The sequence below is a fragment of the Streptomyces sp. P9(2023) genome, assembly GCF_032436795.1.
In the GTDB taxonomy this organism is placed as follows: Bacteria; Actinomycetota; Actinomycetes; order Streptomycetales; family Streptomycetaceae; genus Streptomyces.
Map to the genome: position 1 here is coordinate 25,389 of NZ_JAUPWM010000034.1, position 12,657 is coordinate 38,045.

At 70.9% G+C, this 12,657-nt stretch carries 14 protein-coding genes; 7 read left to right on the top strand and 7 right to left on the bottom strand.

Translation table 11 applies throughout. From position 1 onward, the window contains the following. Nucleotides 1-22: 22 nt before the first annotated feature. The gene (locus Q5762_RS29590) at nt 23-760 is read right to left on the bottom strand and encodes a Mut7-C RNAse domain-containing protein (protein ID WP_315895331.1); all 738 of its coding nucleotides are present in this window, start codon (nt 758-760) and stop codon (nt 23-25) included. A 113-nt stretch (nt 761-873) separates the two neighbouring features. Further along, nucleotides 874-1,725: an NAD(P)H-binding protein gene (locus tag Q5762_RS29595; RefSeq protein WP_315895332.1), complete on the bottom strand. Its 852-nt coding sequence runs from the start codon at nt 1,723-1,725 to the stop codon at nt 874-876. 180 nt (nt 1,726-1,905) lie between these two features. Here Q5762_RS29595 and Q5762_RS29600 point away from each other — a divergent pair, with 180 nt between their 5' ends. Next, a complete protein-coding gene (locus Q5762_RS29600; protein ID WP_315895333.1) occupies nt 1,906-2,349 on the top strand; it encodes a GNAT family N-acetyltransferase in 444 nt (147 codons plus the stop codon). Here the strand turns inward: Q5762_RS29600 and Q5762_RS29605 are convergent. The 3 genes from Q5762_RS29605 to Q5762_RS29615 all read right to left on the bottom strand — a co-directional run bounded on the left by Q5762_RS29605 (nt 2,346) and on the right by Q5762_RS29615 (nt 4,219). Continuing rightward, complete coding sequence (locus tag Q5762_RS29605; protein WP_315895334.1) at nt 2,346-2,924, bottom strand: GNAT family N-acetyltransferase; 579 nt, start codon at nt 2,922-2,924, stop codon at nt 2,346-2,348. The genes Q5762_RS29600 and Q5762_RS29605 overlap by 4 nt on opposite strands. A 14-nt stretch (nt 2,925-2,938) precedes the next feature. Beyond that, complete coding sequence (locus Q5762_RS29610; RefSeq protein WP_315895335.1) at nt 2,939-3,910, bottom strand: helix-turn-helix domain-containing protein; 972 nt, start codon at nt 3,908-3,910, stop codon at nt 2,939-2,941. A gap of 63 nt (nt 3,911-3,973) precedes the next feature. Beyond that, nucleotides 3,974-4,219 carry a hypothetical protein gene (locus Q5762_RS29615; protein ID WP_315895336.1) on the bottom strand — a complete coding sequence of 82 codons (246 nt, stop codon included), beginning with the start codon at nt 4,217-4,219 and terminating at the stop codon, nt 3,974-3,976. A gap of 260 nt (nt 4,220-4,479) precedes the next feature. On the opposite strand from Q5762_RS29615, the gene Q5762_RS29620 reads away from it, so the two are divergent. Further along, nucleotides 4,480-5,346 carry an ABC transporter substrate-binding protein gene (locus Q5762_RS29620; protein WP_315895337.1) on the top strand — a complete coding sequence of 289 codons (867 nt, stop codon included), beginning with the start codon at nt 4,480-4,482 and terminating at the stop codon, nt 5,344-5,346. Nucleotides 5,347-5,517: 171 nt separating this feature from the next. On the opposite strand, the gene Q5762_RS29625 is transcribed toward Q5762_RS29620, so the two are convergent. Both Q5762_RS29625 and Q5762_RS29630 read right to left on the bottom strand, forming a co-directional pair. Beyond that, nucleotides 5,518-5,904, bottom strand: coding sequence for a MerR family transcriptional regulator (locus Q5762_RS29625; protein ID WP_315895384.1), 387 nt, complete (start codon nt 5,902-5,904; stop codon nt 5,518-5,520). Between the two features lie 875 nt (nt 5,905-6,779). Beyond that, nucleotides 6,780-7,373: a hypothetical protein gene (locus tag Q5762_RS29630; RefSeq protein WP_315895338.1), complete on the bottom strand. Its 594-nt coding sequence runs from the start codon at nt 7,371-7,373 to the stop codon at nt 6,780-6,782. 256 nt (nt 7,374-7,629) lie between these two features. Between Q5762_RS29630 and hemL the strand changes: the two genes are divergently transcribed. The 5 genes from hemL to Q5762_RS29655 all read left to right on the top strand — a co-directional run bounded on the left by hemL (nt 7,630) and on the right by Q5762_RS29655 (nt 12,657). Continuing rightward, nucleotides 7,630-8,937: a glutamate-1-semialdehyde 2,1-aminomutase gene (hemL, locus tag Q5762_RS29635; protein ID WP_315895339.1), complete on the top strand. Its 1,308-nt coding sequence runs from the start codon at nt 7,630-7,632 to the stop codon at nt 8,935-8,937. Beyond that, nucleotides 8,934-9,629 carry a histidine phosphatase family protein gene (locus Q5762_RS29640; protein ID WP_315895340.1) on the top strand — a complete coding sequence of 232 codons (696 nt, stop codon included), beginning with the start codon at nt 8,934-8,936 and terminating at the stop codon, nt 9,627-9,629. Before hemL ends, Q5762_RS29640 begins: the two co-directional genes overlap by 4 nt. A gap of 309 nt (nt 9,630-9,938) precedes the next feature. After that, nucleotides 9,939-11,213, top strand: a complete 1,275-nt coding sequence (locus tag Q5762_RS29645) for a hypothetical protein (protein WP_315895341.1) — start codon at nt 9,939-9,941, stop codon at nt 11,211-11,213. A gap of 96 nt (nt 11,214-11,309) precedes the next feature. Next, nucleotides 11,310-11,915: a TlpA disulfide reductase family protein gene (locus Q5762_RS29650; RefSeq protein WP_315895342.1), complete on the top strand. Its 606-nt coding sequence runs from the start codon at nt 11,310-11,312 to the stop codon at nt 11,913-11,915. A 4-nt stretch (nt 11,916-11,919) separates the two neighbouring features. Continuing rightward, entirely contained in the window at nt 11,920-12,657 is a 738-nt protein-coding gene (locus tag Q5762_RS29655) for a cytochrome c biogenesis protein CcdA (RefSeq protein ID WP_315895343.1), read from the top strand.

Below are 12,657 nucleotides of genomic sequence, written 5' to 3' on the forward strand. Positions count from 1 at the left end.
GGGCTGCCCGGGCCGTCCGAGGTCAGCGGGTGGTGGCGTCGCCGAATTCCCGCAGTGCGTCGGTGACGATCGCCTCCAGGCGGGCGTGGTGGGCGCCCCGCCAGTACACCCGCTCGCACTCCGTGCACCGGGCGAAGACGTCGTACGTCTTCTCCGTGCCCTGCTCCAGCCGCTCGCGCACCGAATCCTTGTCGGCGTCGGTCAGCGGCCCGTTGCAGGCGGTGCAGCGGGTCCAGGGAGCCAGGGGCGGCGCGAACCGCTCCAGTACGTCTCGGAGTTGGGCGTCGGGCTGGTCGCTGTACACATAGGCGCCCGCCCACAGCTCCCGCCTGCGCAGCAGCCCCCGGTCCCGGGAGAGCATCACGCGCCGCTCCTTCGCGGAGAGCGCCGCCAGCGCGGGGTCGCCGATGTCCTCGCTCTCGTACGCCGCGTCGACCCCGAGCAGCCGCAACCGCCGCGCGAGCGTGCCCAGGTGGACGTCGAGGAGGAACCGGAGCGGGGCGCCGGGCACCGGCTGGGGACGCTCGACGCCCTGGACCTCGACCGTCTCGCCGGCCGCCGGGACGTGGGACGCCTTCACCGGACGCCCGTCCACCAGCAGCCGCCCGGCCTCGGTGAGCGGAACGCCCAGGGACTCGACGACATGGCCGAGCGTGGAGGCGCCGTCCGTCACCACGGCCGTGTGCCCCGCGCGGCGCTCGGCCGAGACGAAGAGCCGCAGGCCGGGGGCGAAGCTGATCTGGATCTCCGGTCCGTTCACGGGGACAGGATGTCACCGCGGCCTGCCGGGCGGCCAGGGATTTCGGGTGCGGCGCCGGCGTCCGTGGCGACTCGGGCGGCTGGAGGTGTCGTCCGCTGGACGTGTCGGGGCGGCTAGGGGTGGAAGCCCTTCGCGTGGTCGGCGGCCCAGGTGGCGAAGGTTCGTGCCGGGTGGCCGGTCAGCTCCTCCACGGTCCGGGTGAGCGGCGCGGGGCGGCCGTCGTTCGCGGCCCAGTAGGAGAGCAGGGCGTCGGCGACGGGCTCCGGGAGGAAGTCGGCGACGGACGCCCTCCACTGCTCGGGCGTGACGGCGACGGACGCGGCGGGCCGGCCCGTCGCCTCGGCGAGTATCGCCAGCTGCTCGCTGAATGTCAGTGACTCGGGGCCGGTCAGCAGATACGAGGAGCCGCGCAGCCGAGGCTCGGTCAGGACCGCGAAGGCGGCCTCGGCGACGTCCCGCTCGTGGATCGGGTCGCCGTGCGCACCGGGGTGCGGCAGCTCCACCGGGCGCCCGGCCCTGATCGCCCAGGACCACTGCAGGGCGTTGGTCGCGAACGCGCCCGGCTGGAGGTGGGTCGCCTCGACGTCACCCCGGGCGGCAGCGGCCTCCAGGGCGCGCTCGGCTGCCAGGTGCGGGGCGGCGATCGGGTTCTCCGCCGCGTCCGGGGCGAGCACGGAGCTGGAGGAGAGCAGGGCGATGTGCTGGACGCCGGCCGCACGGGCCCGGGCGGCGAAGGTCTCGATGTGCGAGGCCTCCGCGTACAGGAACACGGAGTCGACGCCGTCGAGCGCGGTGTCGAAGTCCGCCGGATCGGAGAGATCGCAGCGGACGGTGTCGACGCCGCCGGGTGGTGACAGGTCCGCGGGGTTCTTGGAGGCGGCCCTGACCTTGAGGCCCGCGTTGTGCAGCAGCTCGATGAGGGTGGAGGCCACGCGGCCGCGGCTTCCGGTGACGAGGACGGTCATGACGAGGTCCCTTCGGGTAGGTCGGTCGGAAAGATCGAATCGATCCACGCGAGCCACGTGAGTAATTGGCTGCATGAAGAAGAATCTGCGTTACGCAGATAAATATCCGCGAGCGGCCGCCCCCGCGTCAACCCTGATAAACCCCTGAGGCCGGGGTCGTCCCCGAGATACCGTCGCGGCATGAAGATCATCGACGTCGAACCCGGCGACCCGCGCCTGGAGTCCGACCTGCTCCCCGTCCTGCGCGAACTGCGTCCGCACCTCACGCCGGAACTCTTCAGCGGCGTCTATCGCGACGGCCATGCCCAGGGCCTGCGCTTCAGCGCCGCGTACACGGACGACGGCGCCTGCGCGGGCGTCGCAGGCTGGCGGATCATCGACAACACCGGCGCGATCCGCAAGCTCTACGTCGACGACCTGGTCACCGCGTCGGCCGTCCGGTCGACCGGCGTGGGCCATGCGCTCCTGGCCCACCTGGAGCGGCACGCCCGCGCCGCCGGCTGCCACGAACTCAACCTGGACTCCGGCACCCAGCGCACCGCCGCCCACCGCTTCTACCTGCGCGAGCGCCTCGACATCGTGGCCTTCAACTTCGCCAAGAAGCTCACCCCCCAGGACGGTTAGGCCAGGCCCTCCACGCAGTCCAGGCCCAGGCCCAGGTCCAGGCGCCAGTCGTTGCAGTGCAGGGCGTGGCCCGGCGGGTACTCTAGCTCGCGCTCGCCGCGCAGTTCGAAGCCGGCCTTGCGGCACACCGCGTTCGACGGCGCGTTGTCCGTCGACGGGAACGCGTGCAGGTAGCGGTACGTGCGCTCGGCGCGGGCCAGCGCCGCCACCGCGCGCGTGGCCGCCGTCGCGATGCCGCGTCCCTGGTGTCCCGGCAGCACCGTCCAGCCCGTCTCGTACACCGGCTCGCCGTCCCAGGTCTGCTTCCAGAAGCCGATGCTGCCGACCGCGACCTCCTCGGGGAGCAGCACGATCCGGAACATCCGCCCCGCGTCCGTGCGCTCGGCGCTCAGGTCCACGTAACGCCGGTGGCGCTTGCCCAGCGCCTCGTCGGTCTCGGGGCCGCCGAGGTGCTCCATGAGGGCGGGGGCGTTCATGTCGCGCAGCAGCCAGAAGTCGTCCTCGGACCACGGCTCGAGCCGTATGGGGGAGCTGTGCACAACCCCGTCGGGGTTCGATGCGCTGGTGGTGTCCATTGCCGCACCGTAGATCACGGGTCTGACACCTGGCGGGCGTAGGCGGTGGGCGGCACCCCGACCGTCGCCGTGAAATCCCGTACGAGATGGGCCTGATCGCTGTAGCCCAGCTCGGCCGCCAGGCCGGCCCAGTCCGGTGAGCCCTGGGTCTCCGCCGCCTCGGCGCGCTCCAGGGCCTCGTGGATGCGGTAGCGGAGGATGACCCATTTCGGCCCGACGCCGACGTAGTTGGCGAAGAGCCGTTGGAGCGATCGGCTGGACAGTCCTGCCGTGCGGGCCAGTTCGGAGACGCGGCGGATCGACCGGTCCGTACGGACCGCCGCGACCAGGGTCATGGCCTGCGTGGCCTGCGGATCGGGGACGGGGCGGCGGGCGAGCAGGAAGGCGTCGAGCGCCGCCACGCGCGCGTGGTCGGTCTCCGGGCCGAGGATGGCCTCCAGGCAGCCCGCGTCGGTGTCCGTGAACACCTCGTCGAGCGGGACGCGGCGGCCCGTCCAGTCCGACACCGGCCGGTCGGGGGCGAACGGGCGGAAGCCGCCCGGGCGGAACTGCACTCCGCAGACCCGGCCGACGCCCGTGAGCTTCTTCGTGAACAGTTCAAGCCCGATCCCGGAGACCTCGGCCGAGGTGTGGGCGGAGGGGTCGGCCGAGGAGGCGTCTCCGTAGCGCTGGAAGACGACGTTCACGGAGGGGTGCGGGACGACGTGGGACGCGTACGGCTCGGACAGCTCCCAGTCGATGAGCCAGTAGTGCTCCAGATACGGGCGCAGCTCAGGCGCCGGATAGTGACGGCGGAACCGGACGCGGGTGAGGAGTTCGGCGGGGTCGACGATTCCTCGGGTGTCACGGCGTGGGCCGGGAGGGTCGCCAGGTCCGGGCTTGGCGGGAGGGTCGCCGGGCCCGGGCCTGGCGGGAGGGTCGCCAGGTCCGGGCTTGGCGGCAGGGTCGGTAGGTCCGGGCCTGCCGGGAGGGTCGGGGGCTTGCATGGCGGGGAGCCTAGGGGGAGCCGCTGACAGGCCGGGCGACATCCCGCGTCCCCGCCGTCCCCCTCAGCGCAGGCGGCCCGCCGACCCCACCGAGAGCCGTGACACGACCTGGCCGAAGGCGTTCTCCTCGGCCGGGGTGAGCGACACGGTCTCGTGGGGGTGCCAGACCCGTTCCAGCGGGGTCGCCGCCCGGGCGCGGCGGGCGCGGGCGCGTAGGCCGAGCGCCACCCACGCGACGGTGGAGACGGCGAGCAGCCCGATGAGGGTGATCGCACGGGGGTCCGAGAACTGGCCCGGCAACGACGACATGGCTGACTCCGGGGAGCGAGGGCCGGTACGGGGGCGCGCCCTGGCAGACGGCGCGTGCGTACGGCGTTGACGATTCCTGCTATTTCCTCCCGATCTGTCCAGTTAACACTACGGTGGGGGACTTTCGGCAGGGGGTACGGGACCTTGGTCCTGGCCGGTGCCGGTGGGCCGGAGGCCCTCTTGTGCGGGCCGGGGAAGGCCCGTAAGGGTGGCGGGGCAGGCAGGGCGAGGGCGGATTCCGGCCGGGGAGGAGCAGTCGCATGTCGGATATGCAGGACATGGAGGCGTGGGGGTTCACCGACGACAGGGGTACGGCGCTGGAGGCCGTACGCGCGCCGCGGCGGGTGGTGGCCTATGTACGGGCGGGGGCGGCCCTGCTCGACCTGGGGGTGACGCCGGTCGCGGTGTACGGCTCGGGGCACGACGGCGACACGCTCGACCCCGTCAAGGCGGGGCGGCTGGCCGAGGCGGGGGTTCCGTATCTGGGCCCGGGGCGGGCGCTGGACGCGGCGCGGCTGGCGGACCTGCGGGCGGATGTGGTCGTCGACGTGACGTACGACGGGAAGAGCGCGTACGCGTTGGACGAGGGGGTTCCGGAGGGGGCGGGGGTGCCGCTGGTCGCTCTGTCGGTGGGCAACGAGTTGGCTCTGGCGGCGATTCTTGGGCGGTTCGGGGAGTTGGCGGGTGCCTTGGGGGCGGTGGCCGGTGCCGGCGGTGGTGGTGACGTGGGGGGCCTTGCTGCGGCGGAGGCGGCGCTGCGGGGCACTGCGTCGGAGGTGGACGTCGCCGTCCTTGCGCTCTCGGGGGCCGGGGCCGGCCAGGTTCATCTGGCCCGGCCGCATGCGTGGCCCGAGCTGGTCCGGCTTCAGGAGCTGGGGGTACGGGTGGTTGATCCCGGGCCCGGTCCTGGGGCGAACTGGCTGACGGCCGATCGCGAGCGGGTGGCTGCGTTGCGGCCGGGGCTTGTGCTGTTCGACAGCCGTGAGCATGCGGTGGGGGCGGGAGCGTTTCCGTCGCCTGGGGGCGCGCGGGTGGCGCCTTGGAATCCGGAGACGCCGCCCAGTTCTTTGGCGTACGCCGCGTTCTTCCTGGAGCTTGCGGAGGCGCTTCGGCGGGCGGCAGCCTGATCGGGCCCGGGCTGCCCCGGGGGCGGGGCCTGGGGTGGACGGTCCTGAACGGGCGCCGCCCTCGTGGGTTGTGCCCACCCTTACCCTCCCCCTAGGACTTCGTCCTGGGGGGACCCCCAGCGGGACATTTGCCCACAACGGGGGTGTCGCCCTGCGGGGCCACCCGCCCCCCTACGCCAGTCGCGCCCTCAGGGAGGCCGCGAAGTCTTCTGCTCTTGCCAGTTGGGTGCGGAGTTCCGCCACGCGTTTCGTGGCTGCTTGTTCGTAGTGGTGGATTCGGGTGGTCAGGGTCGTGCGCTCCGTGGGGGAGAGACGGGGGTCCGCGAGGCGGTCGACTGCCTTGAGGAGGTCGCGGGTCTCGTCGATCGTGAAGCCCAGGGGCTTCATCCGGCGGATCACCATCAGCCGGTCCACGTCCGCGTCCGTGTAGAGCGGGAAGCCGCCCTGGGACGAGGCCGAGGGGACGACGAGGCCGCTGTCCTCGTACTGGCGGATCGTCCGCAGGGACAGTTCCGTCCGTGCGGCGACCTCGCCGATCTGCATGGGTTCGCCGGCCATGCGCACTCTGCTCACGGTGCCCGTCCTTCCCGCGCGGCTTCCGCGCCCTGCATGGTTAATTGTCCTAACTTCAGCACTTATGAGAGCTGGAAGTGCGGCGAAACGCCTGCTCGTGGGAAGGCCTTTGGACAGCGGCCGGCTCGGCGACACCCTGCTGCCCAAGCGGCTCGCCCTGCCGATCTACTGCAGCGACCGCTCTCGTCCGTCGCGTACGCCACCGAGGAGATCCTGCTGATCCTCGCCCTCGGGGGCCGGCCGTACTCCATCTGGCCTGGTACGCGGCGGTCGGGATCGTGATCCCGCTTGTGGTCGTGGGTCGCCTCCTAACCGCAGACCTGCCACACCTACCCGGGCGGCGGCGGGGCCTATGTCGTCTCCGCCGAGAACCTCGGCCAGACCGCCGCGCTCACCGCCGCCGGCGCCCTGCTCATCGACTACGTCATGAGGCGGGCTGGGGCGGGCGTCGGGCGGTACGGCGACCCTGCACCCCGCCTCACTCACGGCCGTCACGGTCGCCGAGGACCTCGCGAGGCGGAGGTGCTCCGCGCCACGTGGGAGGGGCACGGCATCGACGTACCGCTGCGGGTGCTCAGCTCCCCGTACCGCTCCGTCGCGTCCAGCCGGTCCTGCGCCACATCCGCGACGCGCCCGAGCGGACCGAGGACTCGGTGGTGTCGGTCGTCATCCCCGAGTACGTCGTCGGGCACTGGTGGGAACAGCCCCTGCACAACCAGAGCGCCCTACGGCTCGAGGCCCGGCTGCTGTTCATGAAAGAACGTCGTCGTCATCGACGTCCCCTACCGGCTCGAATCCGCCCGCGAGCCGGCCGCCGAGCGGGCAAAGCCATCAGGGACGCGGAGAAGTGAGCAGGCCGCCTACGGCCAGACCAGGCAGTACGGCTGGTGGCCCGCCTCGTGCAGCCGGTGCGAGAAGTCCTGCCACTCGTGGAGCAGCTGGTAGACGTTGAACGCGTCGCGCGGGCCGCCGCGGTCCGGGACGGTGGACCAGATGAAGGCCGCCGCGCCGACCGACTCCTCGCCGATGCCGCGCAGCGGGTCGACCACGGTCATGGGCAGCTTCACCACGGCGTAGTCGGGGTGGAGGACCACCAGTTCCAGCGGGGGCACCTTGTGCAGGGGCATGCCCTGGATGCCCGTGAGGACCATCGCGGCTATCGTCTCGGGCTTGATCTTGCTGAACATGCCGCCCATGCCGAGCTCGTCGCCGCCCAGCTCCTCCGGGCGCATCGAGATCGGGACGCGGGCCGCCGTGGCGCCGTCGGGTGCGCCGAAGTACTTGTACGTCACCCCCAACCGGCCACTCCCGCCCTCCGTCGTGGGTTCCGTCGGCCCCGTGGACCCTGTGGACTGCACGGGCTCTTCCGTACGCCGTCGCCGGTGCCTCCCCCGCCGGGCAGGCTCGGGACCCAGATCGTCCGTCCCCTCACCCAGTCCGCCACCGCGATGCATATCTCCACCCGACTGCTTTTTAGGCAACACGACCCCCGCCGCGCAACCCGATCATCGTGACAGTGACCTCCCCCACGCTCTCGCGGTGAAACACCTGTCCGCAAGAACGTCCGGCCCTCTGACACCATGGATTCCGTGAGCCATCCCAATGACGCCCCAGTTTCGCAGACGCGGAGCATCGACGCCCCGGCGTAAATCACAGGGGGCCCACGCCTTCCCTCCGTACTCGCAGCCGTACTCGCAGGTCAGGACCACAGTGCCGTATTCATACGAAGCCCCAGTCTCACAGACGCTTTTCGACCGCGCGTCCCTCGTGACGCCCGGCGGCGTGAACTCACCGGTGCGCGCCTTCCGGGCCGTGGGCGGAACGCCCCGGTTCATGGTGTCCGGTACCGGCCCGTACCTCACCGACGCGGACGGCCGGGAGTATGTCGACCTCGTCTGCTCGTGGGGGCCGATGATTCTCGGCCACTCCCACCCCGAGGTGATCGCCGCCGTGCAGGCCGCCGTGGCCCGCGGCACCTCCTTCGGTACGCCGGGGGAGGGTGAGGTCGCCCTCGCCGAGGAGATCGTCGCCCGGATCGAGCCCGTCGAGCAGGTCCGGCTCGTCTCCTCCGGTACGGAGGCCACGATGTCCGCGATCCGGCTCGCCCGCGGCTTCACCGGCCGGGCGAAGATCGTGAAGTTCGCCGGCTGCTACCACGGCCATGTGGACGCGCTCCTTGCCGCCGCCGGCTCCGGTGTGGCCACCTTCGGCCTGCCCGACACGCCCGGCGTGACCGGTGCACAGGCCGGCGACACGATCGTCCTGCCGTACAACGACCTGGAGGCCGTGCACGAGGCATTCCACCGGTACCCGGGCGAGATCGCCTGTGTGATCACCGAGGCCTCGCCGGGCAACATGGGCGTCGTCCCGCCGCAGCCGGGCTTCAACCGGGGCCTGAAGGACGCGTGCGCGAAGAACGGCGCCCTGTACATCTCCGACGAGGTCATGACGGGCTTCCGGACCTCCCGCGCCGGCTGGTACGGCGTCGACGGCGTGAAGCCCGACCTGATGACCTTCGGCAAGGTCATGGGCGGTGGCTTCCCGGCCGCGGCCTTCGGCGGCCGCGCCGACGTCATGGGGCGCCTCGCCCCGGCCGGCCCCGTCTACCAGGCGGGCACCCTCTCCGGTAACCCGATCGCCACCGCCGCCGGCCTCGCGCAGCTGCGGCTGCTCGACGACGCCGCGTACGAGAAGGTCGACGCGGTCTCGAAGGAGATCCAGGGGCTCGTCACCGACGCGCTCACCAAGGAGGGTGTCGCGCACCGGCTGCAGACCGCCTCCAACATGTTCTCCGTCTTCTTCACTGCCACCGAGGTCCGGAACTACGACGACGCGAAGAAGCAGGAGGCGTTCCGCTTCAACGCCTTCTTCCACTCGATGCTGGCCGACGGGGTCTACCTGCCGCCGTCCGCGTTCGAGTCCTGGTTCGTCTCCACGGCCCACGACGAGCGGGCCGTGGAGCGCATCGCCGCGGCCCTGCCCGCCGCCGCCCGTGCCGCCGCGGAGGCGACCGCATGAGCGTCTCGGAAAACGGCAGCGACGACATCACCGTCGTCCACCTGATGCGCCACGGCGAGGTGCACAACCCCGACGGCGTCCTCTACGGCCGCCGCGCCGGCTACCACCTCTCCGAGCTCGGCCGCCAGATGGCGGACCGGGTCGCCGAGCACCTGGCCGACCGGGACATCACGCACGTCGTCGCCTCCCCGCTGGAGCGGGCGCAGGAGACGGCCCAGCCGGTCGCCAAGAGCCACGGCCTGGACCTGGCCACGGACGGGCGGCTGATCGAGGCCGGCAACGTCTTCGAGGGCAAGACCTTCGGCGTCGGCGACGGGGCCCTGCGCAAGCCGGGCAACTGGAAGCACCTCACCAACCCGTTCAGGCCGTCCTGGGGCGAGCCGTACGTCGAGCAGGTCGTCCGGATGATGGGCGCGCTCGACGCGGCGAAGGACGCGGCCCGGGGGCACGAGGCGGTCTGCGTCAGCCACCAGCTGCCGATCTGGATCGTGCGGAGCTTCGTGGAGAAGCGGCGGCTCTGGCACGACCCGCGGCGGCGGCAGTGCACGCTGGCCTCGCTGACCTCGTTCACGTACCGGGGCGACAAGATCGTCTCGGTGGGCTACAGCGAGCCGGCGCGTGATCTCGTCCCCGCGCATCTGCTGGCGGGCGCGAAGCCGGTGAAGGGGAAGACGAAGGCCTTCGGCGCGTAAGCGCTCCACGGGGGAGCGGGAGGAATCCTGCGGGCCGGTGCGAAGGGTGCCGGCCGACCGTGGCTGGTCGTGCAGTTCCCCGCGCCCCTAGGGGGCGCCCCCCCACGTAGAGGTTCTGTGTCGGCGAGGTGCCCCGAGTTCGGGCACCAGTCCACCGGGTACACCGTCAGGGCGATCGGATGATCATAAGTCATCTGGTCGCCCTGAAATTTTTGTGCTAATTCCCGGAACCTACGTGTTCCTCCCGGCATCTCACTCATTGTCGGTTTGGATGACCTTCCGGTCATAGGAAACGCGAATGGGGACGTCATGCGCGGGATCACTCGAAGGAGCCTTATCGGGGCGGGAGTTGGCGCCGCCGCCGCGGTCGGGATCGCCGGATGCAGCGGCAACGGATCGGGCAAATCGGGCACTTCCGGGCCCGGTAAGGGTGGTGACGTCTCGGGATCCCCGAGCGCGCCCGGGCCCACCGAGGAAGAGGCCAAGCTCATCGGTGACGGTTCCACCGCCGACACCGGAAAGCAGCCGAACCAGCCCGACGCCCCCGTCCCGCTCGAACCCGGCCAGACCCCGCCCCAGTTCGTGATCTTCTCCTGGGACGGCGCCGGCGAGGTCGGCAACGGCCTCTTCCCGCGCTTCCTGGAACTCGCCAAGAACCACGACGCCGCGATGACCTTCTTCCTCTCCGGGGTCTACCTCCTCCCGGAGTCCAAGAAGAACCTCTACCGCCCGCCGAACAACCGCGTCGGCGCCTCCGACATCGGCTACCTCACCGACGACCACATCAAGGACACCCTCAAGAACGTCCGCCAGGCCTGGCTCGACGGGCACGAGATCGGCACCCACTTCAACGGCCACTTCTGCGCCGGCTCCGGCTCGGTCGGCAACTGGACCCCGGCCCAGTGGCAGAGCGAGATCGACCAGGCGATGAAGTTCGTCACCGAGTGGAAGACCAACAGCGGCTGGACCGACCTCGACCCGCTGCCCTTCGACTACAGCAAGGAACTGGTCGGCGGCCGCACCCCCTGCCTCCTCGGCCAGGACAACCTGCTGCCCACGGCCAAGCGCCTCGGCTGGCGTTACGACGCCAGCTCGCCCGGCGGCCGCCAGATGTGGCCGGTCAAGCGGAAGGGCATCTGGGACCTCCCGCTGCAGGCCGTGCCGTTCCCCGGCCACTCCTTCGAGGTCCTGTCGATGGACTACAACATGCTCGCCAACCAGTCGAAGAACACCACCAAGGGCATGCCCTCGCGCTACCCCGGCTGGCGCCGCCAGGCCACCGACGCCTATCTCAACGGCTTCAAGCGCGCCTACGAGTCCAACCGCGCGCCCTTCTACATCGGCAACCACTTCGAGCAGTGGAACGGCGGCATCTACATGGACGCCGTCGAGGAGGCGCTCAAGGGCATGGCGGGCAAGAAGGACGTCCGGCTCGTCTCCTTCCGCCAGTTCGTGGACTGGCTGGACGTGCAGGACCCCAAGATCCTCGCGAAGCTCCGTACGCTCGAAGTCGGCCAGTCGCCGGCCGGCGGCTGGAACGCCTTCCTGAAGCCCGCGGGTAGCAGCACGCAGCCGGCGGCATAAAGCTGCGTGCGTCCCTTAAGCCCCCTTGACAAGGGGCTTTACGGGCGCCCAGGGGGGCGCCCAAGATCTCCCAAACGCTCATGCGAAACTTTTCACATGAGCCTTAGCCGTGCCCCTCGACGCACCCTGCTCGCCGTCGGAATCCTGTCGGCCGCCCTCGCTCTGTCGGCCTGCGGCGCGGACTCCAACGGCAAGTCGGGCGGCGGCGGCGGAACCAACTTCGTGACCAACACGGGCGGCATCTCCACCGTCGCCAAGGGCGAGCGCACGGTGCCCAACAAAATCGCGGGCGAGACCCTCGAAGGCGAGAAGCTCGACGTCGCCGACCTCAAGGGCAAGGTCGTCGTCCTGAACGTCTGGGGATCGTGGTGCGGCCCCTGCCGCGCCGAGGCACCGCACTTCGCCAAGGTCTCGAACGACCTCAAGGCCAAGGGCGTGGAGTTCGTCGGCCTCAACACCCGCGACTTCAACAAGCAGCAGGCGCTCACCTTCGAAGAGGACTACAAGGTCCCCTATCCGAGCCTGTACGACCCCGCCGGAAAGCTGATCCTCAACGGATTCCCCAAGGGCACGCTCAACCCGCAGGCCATCCCCTCCACCGTCGTCCTCGACAAGGACGGGAAGATCGCCGCCCGCTCCCTCATGGCCCTCGACGAGAAGAAGCTCCGCTCGATGATCGAGCCGCTTCTCGCGGAGCAGTGATCTTGTGAACGAGACGGTCTTCAGCGGCGCGCTGCTCCTCGCCCTGCCCATCGCCGTGCTCGGCGGCCTGGTCTCCTTCTTCTCCCCGTGCGTCCTGCCGCTCGTCCCCGGCTACCTGAGTTACGTGACCGGGGTCACCGGCACCGACCTGGCCGAGGCCAAGCGCGGCCGGATGGCCGCCGGCGCCTCCCTCTTCGTCCTCGGCTTCTCCGCCGTCTTCGTCTCCGGCGGCGCCCTCTTCGGCTACTTCGGCTCGACGCTCCAGGAGTACCGCGACACCCTCAACACCGTCCTCGGTGTGCTGATGATCGCCCTCGGCGTCTTCTTCCTCGGGCTCCTGCCCCGGTTCACCCAGCGCGAGTTCCGCTTCCACAAGAAGCCCGTCACCGGACTCGCCGGCGCACCGCTGCTCGGCGCGCTCTTCGGCATCGGCTGGACCCCGTGCATCGGCCCGACCCTCGCGTCCGTCAACGCGCTCGCCGCGCAGGAGGCCAGCGCGGGCCGCGGCGCGCTGCTGACCGTCGCGTACTGCATCGGCCTCGGCGTCCCCTTCATCCTCGCCGCGGTCGCCTTCCGCAAGGCGATCGGCACGTTCGGATGGGTCAAGAAGCACTATGTGTGGGTGATGAGAATCGGCGGCGGCATGATGATCGTGACTGGTCTGCTGCTGCTCACAGGAGCGTGGGACAGCATGGTCTCCACGATGCAGGGCTGGTCCAGCGGCTTCACGGTGGGGATCTGA